Origin of the sequence: Paenibacillus solisilvae (genome assembly GCF_042656405.1) — a bacterium.
GTDB classification, from domain to species: Bacteria; Bacillota; Bacilli; order Paenibacillales; family Paenibacillaceae; genus Paenibacillus_Z; species Paenibacillus_Z solisilvae.
Genome location: NZ_JBHSOW010000063.1, coordinates 21,586 through 43,254 on the forward strand (window position 1 = coordinate 21,586; position 21,669 = coordinate 43,254).

At 50.2% G+C, this 21,669-nt stretch carries 20 protein-coding genes; all 20 read right to left on the bottom strand.

Annotated elements, in window-relative coordinates:
* Complete coding sequence (locus tag ACFPYJ_RS16935; protein ID WP_417629238.1) at nucleotides 1-1,581, bottom strand: spore germination protein; 1,581 nt, start codon at nucleotides 1,579-1,581, stop codon at nucleotides 1-3.
* A 100-nt stretch (nucleotides 1,582-1,681) separates the two neighbouring features.
* Nucleotides 1,682-2,374: a DnaD domain-containing protein gene (locus tag ACFPYJ_RS16940; RefSeq protein WP_379189343.1), complete on the bottom strand. Its 693-nt coding sequence runs from the start codon at nucleotides 2,372-2,374 to the stop codon at nucleotides 1,682-1,684.
* Nucleotides 2,375-2,448: 74 nt separating this feature from the next.
* A complete protein-coding gene (asnS, locus tag ACFPYJ_RS16945; protein WP_379189344.1) occupies nucleotides 2,449-3,744 on the bottom strand; it encodes an asparagine--tRNA ligase in 1,296 nt (431 codons plus the stop codon).
* Between the two features lie 44 nt (nucleotides 3,745-3,788).
* A complete protein-coding gene (locus ACFPYJ_RS16950; RefSeq protein ID WP_379189345.1) occupies nucleotides 3,789-4,994 on the bottom strand; it encodes an acetate/propionate family kinase in 1,206 nt (401 codons plus the stop codon).
* Nucleotides 4,991-5,863, bottom strand: coding sequence for a 3-hydroxyacyl-CoA dehydrogenase family protein (locus ACFPYJ_RS16955; RefSeq protein ID WP_379189346.1), 873 nt, complete (start codon nucleotides 5,861-5,863; stop codon nucleotides 4,991-4,993). Before ACFPYJ_RS16955 ends, ACFPYJ_RS16950 begins: the two co-directional genes overlap by 4 nt.
* Nucleotides 5,864-5,968: 105 nt before the next feature.
* Nucleotides 5,969-7,489: an AAA family ATPase gene (locus ACFPYJ_RS16960; protein WP_379189347.1), complete on the bottom strand. Its 1,521-nt coding sequence runs from the start codon at nucleotides 7,487-7,489 to the stop codon at nucleotides 5,969-5,971.
* Nucleotides 7,482-8,024 (bottom strand): hypothetical protein, encoded by a 543-nt coding sequence (locus ACFPYJ_RS16965; protein ID WP_379189348.1) that lies wholly within the window; start codon nucleotides 8,022-8,024, stop codon nucleotides 7,482-7,484. The genes ACFPYJ_RS16960 and ACFPYJ_RS16965 overlap by 8 nt, the downstream gene beginning before the upstream one ends.
* Nucleotides 8,025-8,168: 144 nt before the next feature.
* Nucleotides 8,169-8,657, bottom strand: coding sequence for a cell wall elongation regulator TseB-like domain-containing protein (locus ACFPYJ_RS16970; RefSeq protein WP_379189349.1), 489 nt, complete (start codon nucleotides 8,655-8,657; stop codon nucleotides 8,169-8,171).
* A gap of 32 nt (nucleotides 8,658-8,689) precedes the next feature.
* Nucleotides 8,690-9,991 carry an amidohydrolase gene (locus ACFPYJ_RS16975; protein WP_379189350.1) on the bottom strand — a complete coding sequence of 434 codons (1,302 nt, stop codon included), beginning with the start codon at nucleotides 9,989-9,991 and terminating at the stop codon, nucleotides 8,690-8,692.
* Nucleotides 9,972-10,628, bottom strand: a complete 657-nt coding sequence (locus ACFPYJ_RS16980; protein ID WP_379189352.1) for a redox-sensing transcriptional repressor Rex — start codon at nucleotides 10,626-10,628, stop codon at nucleotides 9,972-9,974. Before ACFPYJ_RS16980 ends, ACFPYJ_RS16975 begins: the two co-directional genes overlap by 20 nt.
* Nucleotides 10,625-13,507: an ATP-dependent DNA helicase DinG gene (gene dinG / locus ACFPYJ_RS16985; protein ID WP_379189353.1), complete on the bottom strand. Its 2,883-nt coding sequence runs from the start codon at nucleotides 13,505-13,507 to the stop codon at nucleotides 10,625-10,627. Before dinG ends, ACFPYJ_RS16980 begins: the two co-directional genes overlap by 4 nt.
* Before the next feature lie 25 nt (nucleotides 13,508-13,532).
* Entirely contained in the window at nucleotides 13,533-14,372 is an 840-nt protein-coding gene (locus ACFPYJ_RS16990) for a tetratricopeptide repeat protein (RefSeq protein ID WP_379189354.1), read from the bottom strand.
* Nucleotides 14,373-14,451: 79 nt separating this feature from the next.
* Complete coding sequence (gene panD / locus ACFPYJ_RS16995) at nucleotides 14,452-14,835, bottom strand: aspartate 1-decarboxylase (RefSeq protein WP_379189355.1); 384 nt, start codon at nucleotides 14,833-14,835, stop codon at nucleotides 14,452-14,454.
* Nucleotides 14,747-15,718, bottom strand: coding sequence for a pantoate--beta-alanine ligase (gene panC, locus ACFPYJ_RS17000; RefSeq protein WP_379189356.1), 972 nt, complete (start codon nucleotides 15,716-15,718; stop codon nucleotides 14,747-14,749). Before panC ends, panD begins: the two co-directional genes overlap by 89 nt.
* Nucleotides 15,687-16,592 carry a 3-methyl-2-oxobutanoate hydroxymethyltransferase gene (gene panB, locus ACFPYJ_RS17005; RefSeq protein WP_379189357.1) on the bottom strand — a complete coding sequence of 302 codons (906 nt, stop codon included), beginning with the start codon at nucleotides 16,590-16,592 and terminating at the stop codon, nucleotides 15,687-15,689. The genes panC and panB overlap by 32 nt, the downstream gene beginning before the upstream one ends.
* 336 nt (nucleotides 16,593-16,928) lie before the next feature.
* Nucleotides 16,929-17,915, bottom strand: coding sequence for a biotin--[acetyl-CoA-carboxylase] ligase (locus ACFPYJ_RS17010; RefSeq protein WP_379189358.1), 987 nt, complete (start codon nucleotides 17,913-17,915; stop codon nucleotides 16,929-16,931).
* A gap of 35 nt (nucleotides 17,916-17,950) precedes the next feature.
* Entirely contained in the window at nucleotides 17,951-19,261 is a 1,311-nt protein-coding gene (locus ACFPYJ_RS17015; RefSeq protein ID WP_379189359.1) for a CCA tRNA nucleotidyltransferase, read from the bottom strand.
* 21 nt (nucleotides 19,262-19,282) lie between these two features.
* Nucleotides 19,283-20,443, bottom strand: coding sequence for an N-acetyl-alpha-D-glucosaminyl L-malate synthase BshA (bshA, locus tag ACFPYJ_RS17020; protein ID WP_379189360.1), 1,161 nt, complete (start codon nucleotides 20,441-20,443; stop codon nucleotides 19,283-19,285).
* 105 nt (nucleotides 20,444-20,548) lie between these two features.
* The gene (bshB1, locus tag ACFPYJ_RS17025) at nucleotides 20,549-21,250 is read right to left on the bottom strand and encodes a bacillithiol biosynthesis deacetylase BshB1 (RefSeq protein WP_379189361.1); all 702 of its coding nucleotides are present in this window, start codon (nucleotides 21,248-21,250) and stop codon (nucleotides 20,549-20,551) included.
* A complete protein-coding gene (locus ACFPYJ_RS17030) occupies nucleotides 21,250-21,666 on the bottom strand; it encodes a methylglyoxal synthase (RefSeq protein WP_379189362.1) in 417 nt (138 codons plus the stop codon). The genes bshB1 and ACFPYJ_RS17030 overlap by 1 nt, the downstream gene beginning before the upstream one ends.
* Nucleotides 21,667-21,669 lie beyond the last annotated feature (3 nt).

Genomic DNA, 21,669 nt, shown 5'->3' on the forward strand with positions numbered 1-21,669 from the left:
TCAATTTTTGCCCCGCCGCTGCCATTGCGGCATTTTCGCATCTTTCTTGCGTTTCCCGCCGCTCATTGCAACTGGGCGCAGCGACATCGCCCAGCGCGGTACGCGAATGAAAATATCAATCATACTGCTTCTTCGGAAAGGAGCAAGCGGCGTCATATAAGGCACACCAAACGATTGCAATCCCGCCAGATGGGTAAGCAGAACTAGAATCCCTGTCATTATTCCGAAAAATCCGAGCACTCCCGCACATAACATGAGAAAGAAACGAATGAGACGCGCAGCGATCGCAATATTAAGCTGGGGCGCTACAAAGTTAGAAATCGCCGTGAATGACACAACGATAACCATGGCCGGAGATACCAGCCCCGCCTGCACCGCCGCCTGACCGAGTACAAGCGCGCCGACGATGGAGATCGCAGGACCGACTGCCCGGGGCATACGTACCCCTGCCTCACGAAGCACTTCGAACGTCATTTCCATCAGCAGCGCTTCCACCAATGCAGGAAATGGAATCCCCTCCCGCTGCGCTGCCAGGCTGATCAGCAGTGTCGTCGGAAGCATCTCTTGATGAAACGTCGTTACTGCGATATAAAGAGCCGGCAGCAGCATCGATATGAAGAAAGCTAACTGTCGAAGCAGACGGAGAAAGGAGGCGATGTCCCAGCGCTGGTAATAATCTTCCGCACTCTGGAAAAACTTGAAGAAGGTCACCGGCGCAAGCAGTACAAAGGGCGTCCCGTCTATAATGACCGCTACTTGTCCCTCAAGCAGTGCGGCAGCAACGACATCCGGCCGTTCTACGTTTAACAGCGTCGGAAAAGGAGTAAACGTTTTATCTTGAATGAATTCCTCAACGTAGCCGCTTTCAAGAATACCGTCTATATCAATCGCTTTTAATCGGCGGTTCACTTCGTTAACGACAACCGGTTCCGCTATGCCTTCCAGATAGCAGACGGCAATTTTCGTATGGGTATGACGGCCGATGACGGTACATTCGATTCTCAGGTCGGACGACCGGATTATCCGGCGGATTAATCCAAGGTTCGTCTTCACATTCTCGGTAAAACTATGCTGCGGTCCCCGCATCACCGTCTGCGTACTTGGCTCTTCCACCGACCGCTGTTCGCCGCCGCTTGCATCGGCTGCCAAGATGTCTACAACACCATCAACCATGATGAGACAGCTGCCGCAAAGCAGGGCTGTCAGTGCAGCCTCAAGACTATTTATCTTGAGGACGAACCCGGCGGCAATTCCATAGCTGTACAGCGGGTCGGACTCATTCGCCCGGTTTGTTGAAGCCTTAGTCAATAAAGCTGCCTGCAGCGGCTGTACAATATTGTCGTTGATGGTACGATGGTCGATAATACTGTCAATATAGATAATTGCCAGCTCCGGCTCGTCTGAGGATTGCCTGCCCAGCTTGCGAAGCACGACATCCTCGCTGCTGCCAAGTTTACCGGTTATCGCCGATATTTTTTCTTGCAGCGGTGCGGTGAGCAGGATCGCCTCCTTCCCATTGGAAGGTTCCAATACACCATCCACCGTAGATGTTTTCGATTGTTTGTTGGTGAAGAAAGCCAATCCGTCCACCTTCTTCTTGGTTAAAGATAGGGATATTATGGCTCGAACCGATAGCATTTATGTATTTTCAAGGAAAAATAAGAAAAAGCGGCCTGAGGTTCTAAGAACCCCGGCCGCCTCTAAATTTCTGCGTATGCGCTTTTGCTTCATCCGTATTTGTAACCCGGTTACGGCTCCATTCAATCAGAATCCGGTCGATATAGCGAAAATGCAGCTTGCCTGCGAACACGGCTTCCTTCAGCGCAAATCGGATCAGCTCGTCCGGATATTTGTCCTGATCAAGCCAAGCGCTGATCGTCTCGCATTCCATAGGAGACAACGGACGGCCGAATTCCTGTTCAAACACGGTAAACAGCTCTCCAGCTTTGGGCTGATCTGCCAAGGAGGGGCGCTGCTGCTCCCGGTCGATCTGAATCGATTGACGCGCATCCTCAGCCATCCACTCCGCACTTCGAATAATGAGTCCATTCCAGTTGTAGCGCTCCGATTGAATACCGCTTATCGGATCCACCTGCTCATCGATCGCAAGCAGGTCGTCTTTCATCATTCGTCCCAGCATCTGCCCGACTGCCATGGATGTAAGTCCAAGGCGCTCAGCCAGCTGCTCAGGCGTCGGGAACTCAACCTGTTCAAGCTGGCGGAACATCAGCAGCTGGATCATAAGCAGCATCTCTGTATCTGATAATCCAATGCCCCGATAAGACCGGAGCAGACCGGCCGGGACTGCAACACTGCCGCTGTTCATAGCGGCTGCCATGCCCCGTGCGTAAGCTTTCCACATCTCATTTTTCACCGGTCATTCTCCTCCCAAAAAGCCGTCCTCCCATCGCTTGGACGGCCGGTTGTTGTTTCCATTCCTGCTTCTACTTACGGATACAAACGGTACAGCATCCGCGGGAAAGCAATCGTCTCCCTTACATGATCAAGTCCGCATATCCAAGCCACAGTTCTCTCTAGACCAAGACCGAAGCCGGAATGCGGAACCGTGCCATATTGACGTAAATCCAGATACCATTGGTATGCTTCTGTCGAAAGCTCATGCTCAGAGAATCGCTCCGCCAGCAGCTGCGGATCATCGATCCGCTGCGATCCGCCAATTATCTCTCCATATCCCTCCGGTGCGATCATGTCCGCGCAGAGAACAACCTCGGGACGCGCCGGATCAGGCTTCATATAGAACGCCTTGAACGATGCCGGGTAATGCGTAATGAACACCGGGCGATCGTAAGACTGGGCAATCAGCGTTTCATGCGGCGCCCCGAAGTCTTCCCCCCACGCAATCTCCTGACCCTGCTCCTGCAGCACCCGAACTGCTTCATCATATGTAATGCGCGGGAATGGGGCCTGAATCGACTCAAGCTTGCTGATATCCCTGCCGATTGTCTCAAGCTCCGCACGGCAGTTCGCAACTACGCTTTGGACCACATAGGATATAAACTGCTCTTGTACGCGCAGGTTTTCTTCATGATCAACGAACGCCATCTCGGGTTCTATCATCCAGAACTCAATGAGATGACGGCGTGTTTTGGATTTCTCCGCCCGGAATGTCGGACCAAAGGAGTAAACCTTGCCAAGAGCCATTGCCGCAGCTTCCATATACAGCTGACCGCTCTGTGTCAGATAAGCGTCCTCATCAAAATATTTGGTATGAAACAGGTTCGTCGTCCCTTCACAGGAAGAAGGGGTCAGAATCGGCGGATCCACGAGCGTAAAGCCCCGCTCATCGAAGAAGGCTTGTATGGCCCGGATGATCTCCGCACGAATAACGAGAATGGCCCTTTGCTTCGGTGCGCGCAGCCACAGATGGCGGCGGTCCATCAAATAGTCAACGCCATGCTCCTTGGGCGTAATCGGATAGTCCTGGGTAACTTGGATGATCTCGATATCTTCCACGGTCAGCTCATAGCCTGAAGCACTGCGCGGTTCCTCGCGGACCGTGCCTTTCACATAGAGAGAGCTCTCCTGAGTCAGAGATTTAGCGGCCTCCCAAACGCTTTCTGTGATTTCACTCTTGACCACGACTCCTTGTATGTAGCCCGTTCCGTCCCGCAGCTGAAGGAATTGGATTTTACCGCTTGAACGTTTGCCGTTCAGCCAGCTGCCGATCCATACCGATTCGCCGACATGCTGATGAAGCTGTGTAATCCTCGTTAATGTTCTCATAAACTTCACGTCCTCCTTATTAAACATTTATCGTATCGTTATCGTTATACAGCCTCCAGAACTAATTTATACGTATCCCGGGCAATTAATAGTTCTTCATTCGTAGGAACAACGAGAACCTTCACGCGTGATTGCGCAGTGGAGATGATTCTGGTCTCCTTGGATTTGCTTTCGTTCAGTTCCGGATCCAGCTCGATCCCCATAAAGGTTAGATTCTCGCAAACGGCCTGTCTCAGCACCACTGAATTCTCACCGACCCCGGCAGTAAAGACAAGCACATCCATGCCGTTCATCGCAGCCGCGTAAGCGCCAATATATTTGCGCAGGCGGTAGGTGTACATGTCAAAAGCAAGCTTAGCCTGCTTGTCGCCGTCTTTCATCGCATCCGTAATCTCGCGCATGTCGCTGCTGAAGCCGCTGATCGCCTGCAGACCGCTGTGTTTATTCAGCATCGAATTCACTTCATTAATCGTCAGCTCTTCCTTGCTCATTGCAAAAGGGACGACAGCGGGATCCAAATCACCGCTTCGGGTCCCCATCATCAGACCTTCAAGCGGCGTTAATCCCATGCTGGTGTCTACCGACTCCCCGTTCCGAATTGCAGCACAGCTCGCACCGTTGCCGATATGGCAGGTTACCATCTTGAGCGACGCCAGCGGCTCTCCAAGCTTATTCGCGGCTTGGCTGCTGACATAATCATGGGAAGTGCCGTGGAAGCCGTAGCGGCGAATCTTATGCTTGCGATACAGCACCATTGGAATGGCATACAGATAAGATTCCTGAGGCATCGACTGGTGAAAAGCCGTATCGAATACGACAACCTGCGGAACATCCGGCAGGTTTGCCTCGACGGCCATAATGCCCATCATGGCAGGCGGATTATGCAGCGGAGCCAGTTCGAACAGCCGGCGAATCTCCAGCTTTACTTCCAGCGTGACGATGACCGAATGCTTGAAGCTCTCACCGCCATGAACGACACGATGGCCGACCGCATCGATCTCTTTCATCGAACGGATAACGCCGTGCTCGCTGTGGGTCAGCAAATCGGTCAGCCTTTTAACGGCTGTATTATGATCTAATATTTCACTGACTTGGCGGACGTCCGGCTTTCCCTCCGGCTCGTGGGTGAGAATGGAAGCATCCATTCCAATTCTTTCTACCCGACCTTGAGCAAGCACCGATTCGTCAAGCATATTGTACAGCTGATACTTAAGCGAGGAGCTCCCTGCGTTCATAACGAGTATAATCATAGCCGATCCCCATCCTTGTCGTAATTAAAAAAGCCGACTCCGCTTTTCACGCCAAGATGCCCGCCCCTGACCATCTTCTTAAGAACAATTGACGGACGGTACTTTAACTCCCCATATTCCCTGAACATCCGCTCAAGTGCCGCGAGTACGGCATCAAGACCGAAGCGGTCCGCCATTTCAAAAGGCCCGTATTGAAAGGAATAGCCGATTCGCATCGCACTGTCGATATCCTCCGCAGAGGCTACGCCTTCCTCCAGCACATGCAGGGCTTCATTAATGAACAAGCAGATCAGCCGGGTCGTCACAAAGCCGGGAGATTCGAACACCATCACGCCCTTCTTATGAATAATCTCTTCCACAAAATGCTTCGTACGGGCAAAGGTCTCATCCGAGGTTTTAAGTCCGCGCACGATTTCGACCAGGTTCGTTTTTATAACCGGATAGACAAAATGCATGCCGATCACACGCTCAGGATGCGCCGTAACGCTGGCGAGCTCCGTCAAGCTTAATGTAGACGTATTGCTTGCAAGGATGACGCCGGGTCCGCACAGCTGATCAAGCTGATCAAATATGACCCGCTTGCTGTCCAGATCTTCCGTAATCGTCTCGATCACGAGCTCGCATTCGGCTAACTCAGATAATGAATCAACGGGATGCAGCCGGCTCATAACGAGCTTCTTCTCCGCATGTGTCAAAGCCCATCGTTCCATTTGCTTATCGAGACTATGCTCAATCATCTCGATTGCTTGTGTTAACCGCTCGCTTGTATCTTCGATCATATAAACATCAAGCCCGTTGAAGGCCAGCATCTCCGCGATTCCTTGTCCCATTGTTCCAGCCCCGACCACACCGGCTTTACGTACTGTCAACCTAGATTCCTCCATCCAACCTGCACATTCTTTGTACCTTTATTATACCGTTTATGAGAAAAATAAAGAAGGCAGACACAGGGTCTGCCTTCAAACCGACAATATTTATACGCGCTGCAGCTCTTCATTCGGCAAATCCTGCACCGTTCCAAGCAGCGAGCGGAAACGATCGCCGCCAAGCGTCTCTTCCTTGATCAGCACATCAAGCGAGCGGAGGAAGACCTCTTTTTGTTCGCCAAGCATCTGCTTGATACGGCTCATAAGCGCTTCTAGAACGGTATGCGTTACATCAGCCCATTTATCCGGCGTCATCATGGAGCTGTCAATAATACCAAGCTCGGTCAAGCCCGACTCTACCATCGAACGGACGATATTCATCGCCTGCTCGAAGTCGCCGCGTGAACCTGTGCTGCGGTCTCCATAAAATAATTCTTCAGCGGCAGCTCCCCCAAGTGCAATCATAATCTGACCTTCCAAAAATTCACGGGTGTACAGATAACGATCCTGCTGCGGGTTATGGCGGACATATCCAAGCGCTTGACCGCGGGGAAGAAGTGCAACCTGCGACACACTACCCGGTCTTACCAGCTCAGCTGCAATGGCATGACCAAGCTCATGAAGCGCGACGCGTTCACGTTCTTCCTTCGTCGCTTCCCGGTCTGTCTGCTCACCCATCAGCACTTTATCAATGGCCATCGATAAATGGCGCTGTGTAAGGGATTCGCTAGTGTCACGCATCGCATAAATGGCTGCCTCGTTCATGACGCTCTCCAGCTGCGCGCCAGAGAATCCGAAGGATTCCTCTGCGATTTTCTCCAGATTCACTTCATCATGCAGCGGTTTATTGCGGGCATGAATGTGCAAAATATGTTTACGTCCCTTCTTATCAGGCAGATCTACTCCGATATGACGGTCGAATCTTCCCGGACGCAATAAGGCGCTGTCCAGCATTTCTTTTCGGTTCGTTGCTCCGATGATTAGAATTTTCGGCGATTCTGCGGTATGAATGCCATCCATCTCTGTGAGCAGCTGATTTAACGTTTGATCGTATTCGCGATGCTGGCCTCCGTCACGCTTTCCGCCAATGACATCAATCTCATCGATAAACAGAACTGCGCTTGTTTTGCCGGCTTTCATTGCTTTCTGCCTGGCTTCCTTAAACATATCCCGAATTCGGCTTGCCCCAACACCAACATACATCTCCACGAACTCAGAACCTGATGCGGCGATATATACGGAGTCGGTATAATGCGCGGCTGCTTTCGCAAGCAGCGTCTTGCCTGTTCCCGGAGGACCGGTAAGCAGGATTCCCTTCAACGGACGAATTCCGAATTTCGAAATCTGCTCCTCATGCACGAGAAAGTCAAGCGCCTCGATGATTTCTTGCTTGGCACGCTCCTGACCGCCGATTTCTTCAAAGGAAAGCGGCGTAGTCGGCCGCGGTTTCCCTTTGCGTTCTCCGCCGATTGCGGCGAGATTACCGCGTGATCTGGCCACATAGAGCAATCCGCCGATAAGTCCTGACAGCAGTACAATCGGAAGCATATTGACCTTCACGATGAACTGCATGAATAAGATAAAGACCGGCACGAAGCCGATCAGGATTTCTTTCGTATAATTACGCATTCGGCCACGCTCCCATCTGGTCCGGCGTACGGGGCAGAACCATATATTTCGCGGAATTGCCGTCCTTTAACGTAATATAGACATTGATATCATCCATCTCCGTAGTGGCTTTAACACCCGGAAATTGATGCTCCATCTGCTTCATCGCAGCCGGAATGTCCGAGTAGTTGCGGTGCTCCATAGCCTGTGCGACATCGAATAGAACGGATGACCAGACATCATCGAGCTTGGTCTGATCTTCATTTGCAACGGGCTGAATGTTGAGCTTTAACTCCCGGCTGCCGATAACCGCTTTCCCATCATTTGCGATCCGATCGTATATGTTACGGATGTTGGCATCCTTATCGAGTGTAAGATCCAAGGTGACTGCATCATTGCTGATCACCGGATTGGCTTGGACAACGCCTGGTACCTCGGCAACGATTCGCTCCAGCGGTTGAACAGTAGCCACGTTGCGGTAAATAAACCAACCGCCGACTAGTAAGCTGGCAGAAAGAACAACTGTAATCAATGTAGGCATCAATCTTATTTTCATGGCAAAAAGCCCCCTTTGGTATCAGTTCATGACCTTCCGTCTATCACTGCTACTATACGAAAGTATATCATGTTCTGATACCTAAGAGGGCGTGCAAATACAGGGAGCTCTGGCGTATTCTGCTTACGCTGTGCTTTTCTCACGTTATTGGGAGGGTAACTTGTAGGTGATTATGAATGCCCCGTCCTGAAACTTATAAAACTCATAGTAATAGCTCGTTATCGATGCTTGTTTACGGTCGTAATATATCTGATAAACCGGCACGCCGCCAAGCATGCCGACATTGATATCATGGATATCTGCGTCCGGTTTAGATTCTAAAAATTTTTGCTTCATATCGGCCTTGGATAAGCCGTCCTTCGCTTTTAGGAGAATGGGATTATCCTTCTTCAGCCAGACATATGCATCCTCGCCATCCTTATCCTTGCCTTTAACAATCCAGACAGGCTCTTCCCAGACGAATTTCTCGGAGTCTGTCGCTTCTTTCAAATCCGTAACTTTCAGTGCCTGAGCTTCGGCTGCCCGTTCTTCTTTCCACACGGGAGCTTGTACAGACCGGTAATAAACGTTAAGAGCAATCAATATTACAATAACAGCCATTGCCGATACCAATAAGATGCGGCCAGGCGTCATAAACGGAGGCCTTTTTCGACGATTTGCCCGCATTAGGAGGACAGCAGCCTTTCAAAGCAGCGCTGAGACTCGGCTAAGATCTTTGCTTCATCCAGCAGCAGACATTCGCCATTCTTCACAACTTGATTTCCGTCGATCCACACATGCACGACATCTCTTCCTGATCCCGAATATACCAGATGAGAGATTATTTCAGTCTGCGGGTAGAAATGCGGCTGCTCCATGTCAATCGCAATGAAGTCAGCCTTCAATCCTTCTTTCAACTGACCCACGCGCTGCTCCTGCCAGATGGCTTTAGCCCCGTATACGGTTCCGAGCTTCAGTGCTTCCTGAGCCGGTACAGCAGTCGGATCGCCCGAGACGCCTTTATGAATCAGCGCAGCCAGGCGGATCTCATCGAACAGATCCAGATTATTGTTGCTTGCCGCACTGTCTGTTCCAAGCGAAACGGTCACGCCTTCTTTCAGAAGATCCGGCACGCGGGCAATACCGCTTGCAAGCTTAAGGTTACTTGCAGGATTATGAGACACAGCGGCTCCGCGGGCAGCCAGCAGTGCAATCTCATCATCGGTTAAATGCACCGCATGTGCAAGCAGCGCCGGACGGGTGAAAAAGCCCAGTTTGTCTAAATGCTCTACCGGACGGCAGCCGTAATCCTTTACATTTTGCGCAACTTCTGCAGCCGACTCCGACATATGCGTATGTAGTGGAACATTCAATTCATGGGCCGCTTCAACGATTCGGACAATATAGTCAGGCGGACAAGTATAAGGAGCGTGCGGAGAAAGCATCGTTGCAATCCGTCCATCGGCTTTGCCGTTCCAATCCTGAACAAACTGCTTGGCTTCGTTTAGCTTGGAGGTTTGTACCTCCGGAGGACACAAGCCGATAACACCGCGCGTCAGAAAAGCACGTATGCCTGACTGCTCGGCAACCTCTGCTACAATGTTCATCCGGTCATACATATCAACGAATGTTGTGGTTCCTGATTTAAGCATTTCGGCAACCGCCAGCGAGGTTCCCCAGCGGACATCATCATCCGTAAATTTCGCTTCCATCGGCCACATTTTTTGTTCGAGCCACACCTGCAGGGACTGGTCATCGGAATAGCCTCGCAGCAGCGACATGGCAGCATGGCCGTGCGTATTGATGAGCCCAGGCATGAATACGAGCCCTTGACCGTTCATGCGCTCAGCGCCTTCCGGCAGCGGATCCGGAAGCTCTTCGCTCAAATATAGAATGGTATCGCCTTCGACGACCATATGACCTTTCAAGACAGGACGCTGGTCATCCATCGTTACGAACGTACCGTTCTCAATCCACAACCGTTTCATCTTCGTCGTCTCCTTCTTTTTCCAAGTAATAAGCCAAACTAAGCAGTTCGGTCGTAAAATCCGCATAATGAATACGGACATGATCAGGCACGCGCAGTATGGTAGGGGCAAAATTCAAAATCCCGGCAACACCTGCCACTACGAAATGATCCGCAACATTTTGAGCTTCAATCGCCGGGACGGTAATAATGCCTATACGAATATTGCGAGCGGCTACAGTATCGTTCAACTCACTCATCGGCAGCACTGTCAACCCGTTAATCGAAGCCCCAACCATTGAGGGATGCGCATCAAATACTGCAGTTATCTTCATGTTATCTTTCAAATACGTATTGTAATTGCACAAGGCGCGGCCAAGATTGCCCGCACCAACAAGTCCAACGTTAAGGGGCTGATCCAGCTTGAGAATCTGTCGAATCTTCTCGATCAGATAGGATACATCATAACCGATGCCTTTACGGCCAAAATCTCCAAAATAGGCAAGATCTTTACGAATTTGTGCCGGGTTAAGATCAAGCTTATTGCCGAGCTCCTGTGAGGATACCGTCTGCACATCGCGCATATTCAAATCATTGAGCACCTGTAGGTAAAGGGGTAATCTTCTCACAACCGCTTCTGATATTTTGAAAGGCTTCACTCCACCATCTCCCCTTGATCTGCCGATAACCATTCCCTGATCCGGGGTACCATTTGTTCCAAATGCATATGCTCGATTTTGGGTCCAGGCAGTGAATATAGAAAGTATTTGCCATAATACGTATCAATGACACGGGTATCATAAATCAGCACAATTCCGCGATCCTGCGTTGTCCGGACGAGTCTTCCAAACCCCTGCTTAAACTTGATAACGGCTTGAGGGATGGACAGCTTCATAAACGGGTTCTGTTTCTGTTCCTGCAGCATCTCCGACTTCGCTTCAACAAGCGGGTTATTGGGCGGTTGAAATGGCAGCCGCACAATCGCTAAACAAGTCAGAGCGTCCCCTGGAATATCAACACCCTCCCAGAAGCTGCTCGTACCAAGCAGCACCGATGCCGCCTGCTGCTGAAACCGTCTTGTGAGCTTGCTCCGGTTTCCGCTGTCTATGCCTTGACCAAGCAGCTGAATTCCGCTGGATGATAGTGCTTCTTTAAGCGGCTCATATACTTGTTTGAGCATCTTATAAGAGGTGAACAAGACGAGCATGCGCCCTTTTGTCTCCATAGCGGTCTCGGCTAAGGACTTGACCAGCATTTCATTGAATAACGGGTCGCCAGCGGCACCCTTGAGAACGGGAAAATTACGCGGAATAATAACAAGTGCTTGATCCCGGTAATTAAATGGGGATGGAAGCTGGACGGTCTTAAGACGTCCCTGCTCTTCATCCTGCTGCAGGCCAAGCTGCTCGCAAGCATATTGGAAAGACTTTTGCACGGATAAGGTTGCGGAAGTCAGGACAACACTATTCTTAGTATCGAAGAAATAAGCACGCAATTGACTGCTGACATCTGCCGGAACCGCATAGAGATGAACCGACTTCGCCCGGAAATTGCCATTGGCTTCTATCCAATAAACAATCTCTGGCTTATCGGCCTTCATAAAGAGACGCAGCTCATCCCTGGCACGGGTCAAATCCTTTACAGTACCGCTCAAATCCGTAACTACCGCAGAGATAGCCGGATCGTTCAGCTCTTCTTTCATACTACCGAACATCTTATCCAGCGGCCGGATGATCTGACTTAACAGGCTGTGAACAATCTCTTCTATGGATTGAGCTTCCTGCCATTTCGCCGGCAGCTTGCTGGTCCGAAGACGAAGCACAAATTGTCCGGCCTCTCCCGCATCCTGAGAGCCTCCTGCTGAACTTCCCCCCATCATGGAGAACAGGATTTCGAACAAGCGGTCCCACTCGTCACGCAACTCTCCGAACACGGGAACAACCTCATCGATCTCTTCCCGCCATTTATCGGCGTAATCGGAATCCTCGTTGGCTAATCTATGCTTAAGCTGAATAAGCTGGCCGTTACGCGCATCTTTGCATAATCTGCCGATTGGATGCTGAACGGAATGATAAGATAATTGCGTACCGAGATGCTTGCCTGCGACTTCCTCCAGATGATGAGCTTCATCCACAATAAGATGCTCATAACCGGGCAGCAGACGATGATCCGCGCGAATATCGGTGAACAGCATGGAATGGTTCGTGATGACGACATCGGCTAAATTCGCCTCTTGCTTGGCACGGTGATAATAACAGCGCTTAAACCATGGGCAGCTTCGATTGAGGCAGGAATCAGCGTCACTTGATACCGTTGACCAAAACTCTGATCCACGATTGCCGAAGTTAAGCTCTTCCTGATCTCCGTGATTAGATTCACTCAGCCAGACAACCATTTGGGCAGCTGTAATCCGGTCTTCCACCGGGGCTCCGAAGTCCTGTGTATTTACTTTACCCTCAAACTTGCGCAAGCATAAATAATTGCCGCGTCCTTTGAAGACAGCGGCTCGGAATGGATAAGGCATAACCGCCTGAAGCAGCGGCAAATCTCTTTGCCTTAACTGCTCCTGAAGGTTAATGGTATGCGTACTGACGATGATTTTCTTATTATGCTGTACCCCATAATAGAGTGCCGGAATTAAGTATCCCAGTGATTTTCCCGTTCCAGTACCGGCTTCAATCAGCAAATGCCGATCTTTCTCAAGCGCATCGATAACTTCCTGAAACATCATGTTCTGCGGTTCACGTTCTTCGTATCCAGGTATGATGGAACGGATACCGTCTTTGATATGATCAAGATAGCTCTCAAAGGTGTAATCGCTGATCAAGCCTTCTTCGCCATTCTCGCCGCGCGGTGGCTGTTCCTCCGTCCAATCACCGGCTTTCATGGCAAACTGGCGGAAATAGGAATAAGCATCCATGTCGATGGAGGTGGTTGTTTCTTTGCGAACCACCATTTCCTGTATAAACCAGCCCAGATCATCGATTTCATCGCTGAGTAAATTAGACAGCCGCTGCAGCGTCAGCAGCGGTAAGCTCGCAAGCTTAGTGAAACATTCCTTGAAGAGCTCCGCCGTTGCCAATGCATCGCTGTCTGCGCGGTGGTGCTGATCATGCTCGATACCGAAGAGCTCCGTGACTGCCCCAAGCTGATAAGTCGTCAGCGTTGGATAAAGGACCCGAAGCAAATCAATTGTATCCAGCTTACGCCCGGCAAATGGCATATAACCGCAGCGGTCAAGCGCTGAGCTTAGAAACCCGGCATCGAAGCCGACATTATGAGCAACAAGCACGGCATCCTCAAGAAGCGGGATAAGCTCAAGAAGCACATCCTCAATAGACGGCGCATCCGCAACCATCGACTCATCAATGCCGGTCAGCTGTGTGATAAAAGGCGGAATCGGTATCGTCGGTTTAACAAATGTATTATAAGTCCGTATGATTTGCATCGTTTCATCGAGCAATACGAGACCAACCTGTAGCATATCATCGCCGGCCCCATGACCGGTCGTTTCTAAATCCAGTACCGCATAATTCATCCGGTCTTCGATCCTCTCACAAAAACTAAAGCAATCCGCTCCCAAAGAACAGGGATAAATGACCCGTCTGCTGCTGGCAGGACTTCATGTTGGACAGCGGGTCGGCAAAATCCGGGTCGGCTTCGTGCGCTTTCTGAAAATAGGTTGCAGCCTGCTCCAGATTCATCCGGACTGCTTGTATGCAGCCAAGAGCGTTGAGACCGAGCGCACGCCATCTGGAATCATCCGTTACTTCAACAAGCAGTTGGAAATGCCGCTGCGCTTCATTCCATTCTTGTACATGCATATACGTCATGGCAAGAAATAATCGGGCCTTATTATCGTCCGGCCAACGTCTGACGGCCTCTTGAAAATGCTTGGCTGCTTCACGAAACATGAAAAGCTTGAAATACCCTTGCCCTTTCAACATCGTTTGCAGCTGTTCATAATCAGCCTCGCTCTCGCCAGCACACTCGTGGTTACCGCCAGCTGTACCGGGATCGTTTGTGCATCCTGATGACAGCGAGTTTAACAACGCTTCTGGCATCTGTTCAACCTCTCCGGCAGCTGCGGCTTGATTAGTCGCAATACCGGAAATATCCGGCGGCTCTGCCTTCAAGTTTGAAGATGAAAGCGACGGGGATAGCTGGAGCTCGCGAAAATCAGCCATGATCTCTTCAAACTGCAGCCATTCCTCAATAAAGGTGTCACTAAACTGTCTAAGCATCGACAGCTGCTCGTCATGCAGCTTCTTCTGGTCTTCATTTGCGTGCGGATAATGGATCATAATTTCGTTAAGCTTTTCCTTCATCGAGGCAAATACATGCTTGAACATCTTCTGCATCCCACCTTCACGCTTGTGATGAAAGAGAATTGTTAAGCTCATTCTTTGCCCCTGCATCTCTTTTCATACAGCATCCCAGACGTTTCACAACGCTGGAATCCAAGCCTCTGAAGGAAAGTGGTTAAATAATGGTTGCATGAACTTCTTCAAGCATCGTTTCAACCGGACGGTTTGCCGCATCGAGTATAACAACCTTTGGTTTATACGTGCGCGCTTCTTCCTCCGGCATCATTCCATAAGAAATAATAATGACATTGTCTCCAGGCTGGACCAGTCTTGCCGCAGCGCCATTCAAACAAATGACCCCGGAGCCGCGCGGACCGGTAATGACATAGGTTTCCAGACGTGCTCCATTATTGTTATTAACGATTTGCACTTTCTCATTCGCCCAAATATCAGCAGCTTCCATCAAATCCTCATCTATAGTTATGCTGCCCACATAATTCAAGTTCGCTTCTGTCACCGTTCCCCGGTGGAGCTTCGATTTCATCATTGTTCTGAACATGTCTGTCACCTCCATGCGCTGCCATTAAACGATTATCTATAAGACGCGTTTGGCCAAATTTTACAGCTAACGCGACAATTAAAGTTTGGTTATGCTGAGATAAATCCGTATCCGAGCCAGGAGGTATTAAATCTGGATACTCCAGAAGCTCCGCATAATCAATTACCGCACTCGGCGCTTCTTGGATGGAATTTTTAATCCGTTCCAGCATGTCAGTAACCGTTATACCAGGCTCCCTGATCCATTTCTCAGCCTTGCTCAGTGTCTGGGATAATACAACAGCCTGAGAGCGTTGTTCGTTGTCCAAGAAAACATTGCGGGAGCTCATAGCCAATCCGTCTGCTTCGCGGACCGTCTCGCAAGGAACGATTTCCACCGGGAAATTAAGATCATCTACCATACGCTTGATAACAGCGATCTGCTGTGCATCCTTCATTCCAAAATAAGCGCGGTCCGGCAAGACCAGGTGAAACAGCTTGCTGACAACAGTACCTACACCGTCAAAATGCCCGGGTCTGGAAGCCCCGCATAATCGGTCAGTAACCTCATTGATGAGAACCCTGGTAAGCGGCTTCTTCGGATACATTTCCTGTACGGACGGAATAAATATCAAGTCAATGCCATTTGCTTCCGCTATTTCTTTATCCCGCTCCGTATCTCTGGGATAACGGTCAAAATCTTCATTAGGTCCAAATTGAAGCGGATTGACAAATACGGTGAGAACAGTAAACTCACAATCCTCAGCAGCTCTCCGCATCAGGCTTGCGTGCCCCTCGTGCAGATATCCCATTGTCGGTACCAGGCCGATGCGTCCCTCAGGAAACTTACTGCGCCAGTTATTCAGCTCGGCTTTAAGCTCGGGAATTGTTGTGCAGACGATCATTTGTGTCAGCTCCCTTCCCGTTATCCTTGCTGCTGCCGTAAAGCTGCTGCTGCAGTACCTCCTGCTCCACTCCGAATGCATGCTCCTGCTGCGGAAAAGAACGAGCTTTCACATCGGATACGTAGGCACCGATTGCATTGCGGACGGTTGTGCCAAGATCCGCATAGGTCTTCACAAATCTCTTCTCCCGGTATGGAGACGCATACTGCAGCAGATCATGGTAAACAAGGACCTGTCCGTCACAGCCGCGTCCTGCGCCGATTCCAATTGTAGGAATCGTAAGAGCTGACGAAATCGCCTCTGCGAGCGGTTCCGTTACCAACTCCAGCACGATACTGAAGGCACCGGCAGCTTCTAATGCCTTCGCATCATCAATCAACTGCTCGGCTTCACGTTCCAGCTTCCCCTGCACCTTGTATCCGCCCAGCTGGTGAACCGATTGAGGTGTAAGCCCGATATGGCCCATAACCGGTATGCCCGCGCGTACGCAAGCTGATACCTCGCCGGCAATGTCTGCGCCGCCCTCCAGCTTGATCGCATGTGCACGGCCTTCCTGAAGCAATCTGGCTGCATTCCGCAGCGTTGTTTCATTACCGAGCCGATAGGTCATGAACGGCAGGTCCGTTACGATAAACGTATTAACTGCCCCTCGCGCCACCGCTCTGGAGTGATAAACCATATCATCAAGTGTAACGGGAATTGTTGTATCATATCCAAGCACTACATTACCTAACGAGTCACCGACGAGGATAACGTCGATGCCCGCTTCCTCAGCAAGCTTGGCGGATGGATAATCATAGGCGGTCAGCATCGAAATTGGCTCGCAGCTCTGTTTCATTTTTTTCAGCTTCGTAATAGTCAACGGTTGTTTCATTGCTACGTCCTCCTTTGGAATGAGGATGACCACGATTCGTCAGCTCGTATTAAAGCTTTCGCGAACCCTGCTCTTCCTATGTGATCAACACAAAAAAACCTTCTAGCCGCCGCTAAAAAGGTTCCAATCCAAAAAGGAACGTCCTGCCACCAGCGAGCTTCCTTCTGTCTCGGTCCCTAACGGCTCAGAGCAGAGTACACTGCCTTGCAATAAGACATCAATCAACCACAAGTTCGTTGATGAATCCTCTGGTGCGGTGCGGTTCAAGTATATCGATACCGCCCTGCCAGATAGATCATTTGATAAACCGATTATACCAAAGAAACAGCATGGCGTCTATGAACGGTTATCCGGTGCCGGGAGCGTCTCCGCAGAGAAAATCGGAATTGTTGCTCCATTCTCGAACGTAGCAAGCAGCGCTCCGCTCTCATCCAAGCCAATCGGTGTTCCAATTTGCATTCCGTTAGCCGTTTTCAACTGCATGGGTTTGTGCAGCGATACGGACAATGCTTCCCACAGGGAACGTATAAATCCAAATCCGTCCTTTTGATAAGCGGTGTACAGCTGCTCGAATTCGCGTATGAAGGAGGCGATAACCTCGGCGCGGTCAAGCGGACGTCCGAGCTCCAGTCTCAAGGAGGTCGCTATATCACGGAGCTCTTGCGGATAGTCGCTCTCTTCAAGATTAACGCTGATGCCGATCCCCGCAATCACGTATTTAAGACGCTCTTCTTCAGCTGTGGACTCAAGTAGAATACCGCTTATTTTTTTACCGTTAATGAGCAAATCATTAGGCCACTTAATTCCAATTTCCAGAGGTGCGGCAACGGTTCGAAGCGCTCTGCACAATGCGACAGCAGTAAGCAGAGTCAGCTGGGAAGCAACCTGCAGCGGCAGCTTTGGCCGCAGCACCAAGCTCATCCAGACCCCTTTTCCCGTCGGTGAAATCCACTTTCGTCCCATTCGTCCCCGGCCGCTCGTTTGCTGCTCGGCAATGACAAGCGTGCCCTCAAGAGCATCATCTTCAGCAAGCCGATGCGCGATATTTTGCGTCGAATCAACAGAGTCATGAAGCTTGATTGCTTTGATGAGCGTAGATCCGCTAAGCTTGTCCATCAATTCGTGCACCGACAGCTTGGACGGTTTTCCTATCAAGCGGTAGCCCAATCTGCGTGAGGCTTCGAATTGATAGCCCTGCGATTCCAATTTCTTAATTTGCTTCCATACGGCAGTACGGCTTATTTTCAACTCCTGGCTGAGCACTTCCCCAGATAGAAATCCTTCCTTGTGCTGTTCCAGCATCGTAAGAATTTGATTGCTCATATTGACTCCTTCATGATCCTTATTGACGAAGCTTCCTATTCCGGTAATCGGCTGCCAGCTGCATCCAATAATGAATCCCGATCATTTGTCAGCACTCCGATAGCGACATCTCGAACCAATTCGTTCAGCAGCTTGCCAAGCCAGGGGCCAGATGGCTTATGCAGCAATCGGAGTAGATCCGCTCCTCCAATGGCAAGTTCGCGGACACTGGATACTGCCAGTTCATTGAGCCAGACTGCAAGCTTGTCCAAATTAAGGCTGCTGCATGTAAGCGCAGCTGCGGCATGCAGCCAACAAGCCGCAGCTGCTTTTCCATTATCGAGAACGGCCAAGATCCAGGCGCGATGGAGCATTTGCTCGTGTTCAGAAGAGAGCAGCCCGTCATGAATAGGGCTCTCTGCAGATTGAAGTGAAGAGGTGAATGCAGTCATCTGTTGATGCACGTTTACAGCAGCCTTCAGCTGTCCGATTCGGCTGGTTGAAAAGCGGAACGCATCAAACAGCTCGTATGCATCATCCATACTAAGTCCTAAAGCAATACAAAATGCGGCCCATCGTTCTTCCAGTGACGTTAGTGCTGCCAATCCCTTCAGCTTGCCCTTGTCTGCAGCCGGATCCATCCTGAATTGCTCTGCTTGCCTAACTAAGGCTGGAGGTAGGGGAGTCTTCGTATAGGCAAGTAAACCGGCAGCCGCAAACCATGCCAACGCTCTGCTCGGATTTGAACCTCCGATCATTTTGTCCGATTCCGCACCGATCCGCTCCATAGCAATATGAACCAGCAGATGACTGTAACGCCGAAGCGCCTTCCAAGTTTGCGGAGCAATATGCATTTGGAATTCAGCTGCGAAGCGGACCGCACGCACCATCCGCAGCGCATCCTCTTGAAACCTTAAATTCGCATCCCCAACACAACGAAGCACCCGCCGCTGCAAGTCCTGCCTGCCTCCAAATGGATCTACGATCGAACCGTCAGCACGCATGGCCATGGCGTTTATCGTGAAGTCCCGGCGCATTAAATCCGCTTCAAGGTCGGCTACAAACTGAACCTGTGCAGGTCTGCGGTGCGCTTCGTAAGCAGATTCGGTACGAAACGTGGTTACTTCATAGTGCTCCGATTCATGAATAACCGTAACTGTACCATGCTGCAGTCCGGTAGGAATCGTTCTTGGAAACGCAGCTTCGACCTGGTCAGGTGCTGCAGAGGTTGCAATATCAACATCCTTGAGCACCTTTCCCATTATCGTATCCCGGACACAGCCCCCAACGAAGACCGCTTCATGACCATGCTGCTCAAGCATTCGCAGAACGGGCAGAGCTTTGGTTAAGGCTTGGTTAATGGCCATCTGCCCCTCTCCTGCATGGCGCTAATCGCAAACCGGAACCGGAACATCAGCTTCAATTCCGAGCACCCGGTAATAAATGCGCTCATACTCAGCTGTAATTAAGTCGTTGCAGAACTGAGTCCGTGCCCGGTGCAGACAGGCCTCCCGAAACTGCTGATACAAACGCTCATTCTTTAATAAGTTAATGGCATTATGCGCCATTTCCTCCGTATCTCCGATCGGCGATAGGTATCCTGTCTCTCCATGTGTAACGAGCTCAGGTATCCCCCCCGCGAATGAACCGATCGTCGGCACTCCGCAAGCCATCGCTTCCAGTGCAACAAGACCGAAACTTTCTTTCTCAGACGGCAGAAGCATAAGATCTGCGATGGAAATAACATGAGCGACATCATCTTGTTTTCCAAGAAAATGAACTTTATTCTCGAGCCCCATTGACCGGACTTTCTGCTGAATCTTGGGTAGATCCGGCCCTTCTCCTACAAGCAGAAGGCGGCTTGGCACCTTTTGCTCAACTTTTGCAAAGATATCCACAACATCGCTCATCCTTTTCACCGGACGGAAGTTGGAAATATGCATCAGGATCTTCTCGCCTTCGCCGACAAAATCATTTCTCAGCGATGCGCAATCACGCGGGTAATAGACACGCTTATCGACAAAGTTGTAGGTCAGGTCAATCATTTTCTCAATATCAAGCAAATCCCGTGTTTCCTGAATGAGATCGTTAGAAACGGCCGTGACTGCATCGCTTTCATTAATTCCAAGTCGGATCATATCTTTAAGGGATTCATCCTGCGCCAGTACTGTAATATCTGTCCCGTGAAGCGTCGTTACCGTGCGGAGTTGGCTTCCGACCATCTGCTTGGCCAAATAAGCACATACCGCATGCGGAACGGCATAATGGACATGAAGCAAATCCAGATTGTGCATTTTGGCAACCTGCGCCATTTTGCTGGCAAGTGAAAGATCATAAGGCGGATAACGGAAGACGTAATAATCATTAATTTCGACTTCATGATAAAAAATGTTTTTATGAAATTGACCGAGTCGAAACGGGATACTATGGGTTATAAAATGAATTTCATGTCCTTTTTCTGCCAGCAGTTTGCCGAGCTCCGTTGCGACGACACCCGAACCGCCCAATGTCGGATAACAGGTTATTCCTATTTTCAATCGTTTTCCCACGCTTACACCCCCAGTTGTTAACGCTGCTCTAAAACGAATATATGCTATGTTTCGACGAATTAAGCTTGAGCTGATATCGAATTAATCATGCTCGGTTAGGTGACTTTAGAATAACGTTATCTCATGCGGACGCTTAATTGCAAATCCTTCGGCATACGCCCACCCTTTAGATTGGCCCAGCAGCATGTCACGAGCAGCCACCCGCTCCACATAACGATCTGTGAGCGGTGTCTGTACCCGATCTTTGCCTTCAGCAGGAGGCGCAAATTGTGAACGGTACGACTTGAGAGCATTCATTTTTTGCTCTGCAAAATCGCTGATATTTGTAATCAATGATACCTCATTGCTGTCATTTATGTAGTAATAGTACAGCTGCTCCACTTGAACAGCCGGCAATTCCGGTAAAAAATTGCGTAATTTCGCGTTAAAGACAGCTTCCTCTATGATTCGACTGCAGGCATTATGGTCGGGATGACGATCGACCCAGTAAGGAGCGAATACCAGACGGGGCCTAAGCCTGCGAATTTCACGTACAACGGCTTCAATTTGATCTCCGGCACCCGTCAAGCCTCTGTCCGGGAGCCCCAGACATGAACGCACCGATAGACCAAGCACCGCGGAAGCTTCAGCGGCCTCCTGCCGCCTCGTTTCTACGGTGCCATTGGAGGACATCTCTGCCTCCGTCAAATCACATATTGCTGCGCGATATCCATGATGAACGTGTTTGGCAATCGTCCCGCCCATCCCGATTTCTACATCATCGGGATGCGCGCCGAAAGCAAGTATATCTATGAATAGTCCTGACATTATATCTCACCTGGCTTATATTTATGAACAAGCTCGCGCCAAGCAAAGTCTCCGCGCTGCAATGCTTTAACCAGCAGCTCTCCAGTGGCGACATTCGTAGCAACGGGAATGCCCTGAACATCACAAAGTCTAAGCAAAGCGATAATATCCGGCTCGTGAGGCTGTGCCATAAGAGGATCACGAAGAAAAATGATAAGATCCATCTCATTTTGGGCGACCATCGCCCCGATTTGTTGATCGCCGCCAAGCGGTCCAGACATGAAACGATGGATAGACAGATTCGTTTGTTCCATAATACGACTGCCCGTTGTACCCGTGGAATAGAGCGTATGCCCTTTAAAAACATTTTCATAAGCAATTACAAAATTCACCATTTCATCTTTCTTACGATCATGGGCAATAAACGCGATGTTCACTCT

Excerpts from the sequence above, each read along its gene's own strand:
- ACFPYJ_RS16960 (WP_379189347.1), bottom strand. The coding sequence starts at position 7,489 with ATGCGTAATTATACGAAAGAAATCCTGATCGGCTTCGTGCCGGTCTTT.
- bshB1 (WP_379189361.1), bottom strand. The coding sequence starts at position 21,250 with ATGTCAGGACTATTCATAGATATACTTGCTTTCGGCGCGCATCCCGAT.
- ACFPYJ_RS16970 (WP_379189349.1), bottom strand. The coding sequence starts at position 8,657 with ATGACGCCTGGCCGCATCTTATTGGTATCGGCAATGGCTGTTATTGTA.
- panB (WP_379189357.1), bottom strand. The coding sequence starts at position 16,592 with ATGAAACAACCGTTGACTATTACGAAGCTGAAAAAAATGAAACAGAGC.
- ACFPYJ_RS16950 (WP_379189345.1), bottom strand. The coding sequence starts at position 4,994 with ATGATTATACTCGTTATGAACGCAGGGAGCTCCTCGCTTAAGTATCAG.
- ACFPYJ_RS16990 (WP_379189354.1), bottom strand. The coding sequence starts at position 14,372 with ATGAGCTTAACAATTCTCTTTCATCACAAGCGTGAAGGTGGGATGCAG.
- ACFPYJ_RS17010 (WP_379189358.1), bottom strand. The coding sequence starts at position 17,915 with ATGAGCAATCAAATTCTTACGATGCTGGAACAGCACAAGGAAGGATTT.
- panC (WP_379189356.1), bottom strand. The coding sequence starts at position 15,718 with ATGATCGTCTGCACAACAATTCCCGAGCTTAAAGCCGAGCTGAATAAC.
- ACFPYJ_RS16975 (WP_379189350.1), bottom strand. The coding sequence starts at position 9,991 with ATGAAACGGTTGTGGATTGAGAACGGTACGTTCGTAACGATGGATGAC.
- dinG (WP_379189353.1), bottom strand. The coding sequence starts at position 13,507 with ATGAATTATGCGGTACTGGATTTAGAAACGACCGGTCATGGGGCCGGC.
- ACFPYJ_RS16965 (WP_379189348.1), bottom strand. The coding sequence starts at position 8,024 with ATGAAAATAAGATTGATGCCTACATTGATTACAGTTGTTCTTTCTGCC.
- panD (WP_379189355.1), bottom strand. The coding sequence starts at position 14,835 with ATGTTCAGAACAATGATGAAATCGAAGCTCCACCGGGGAACGGTGACA.
- asnS (WP_379189344.1), bottom strand. The coding sequence starts at position 3,744 with ATGAGAACATTAACGAGGATTACACAGCTTCATCAGCATGTCGGCGAA.
- ACFPYJ_RS17015 (WP_379189359.1), bottom strand. The coding sequence starts at position 19,261 with ATGGCCATTAACCAAGCCTTAACCAAAGCTCTGCCCGTTCTGCGAATG.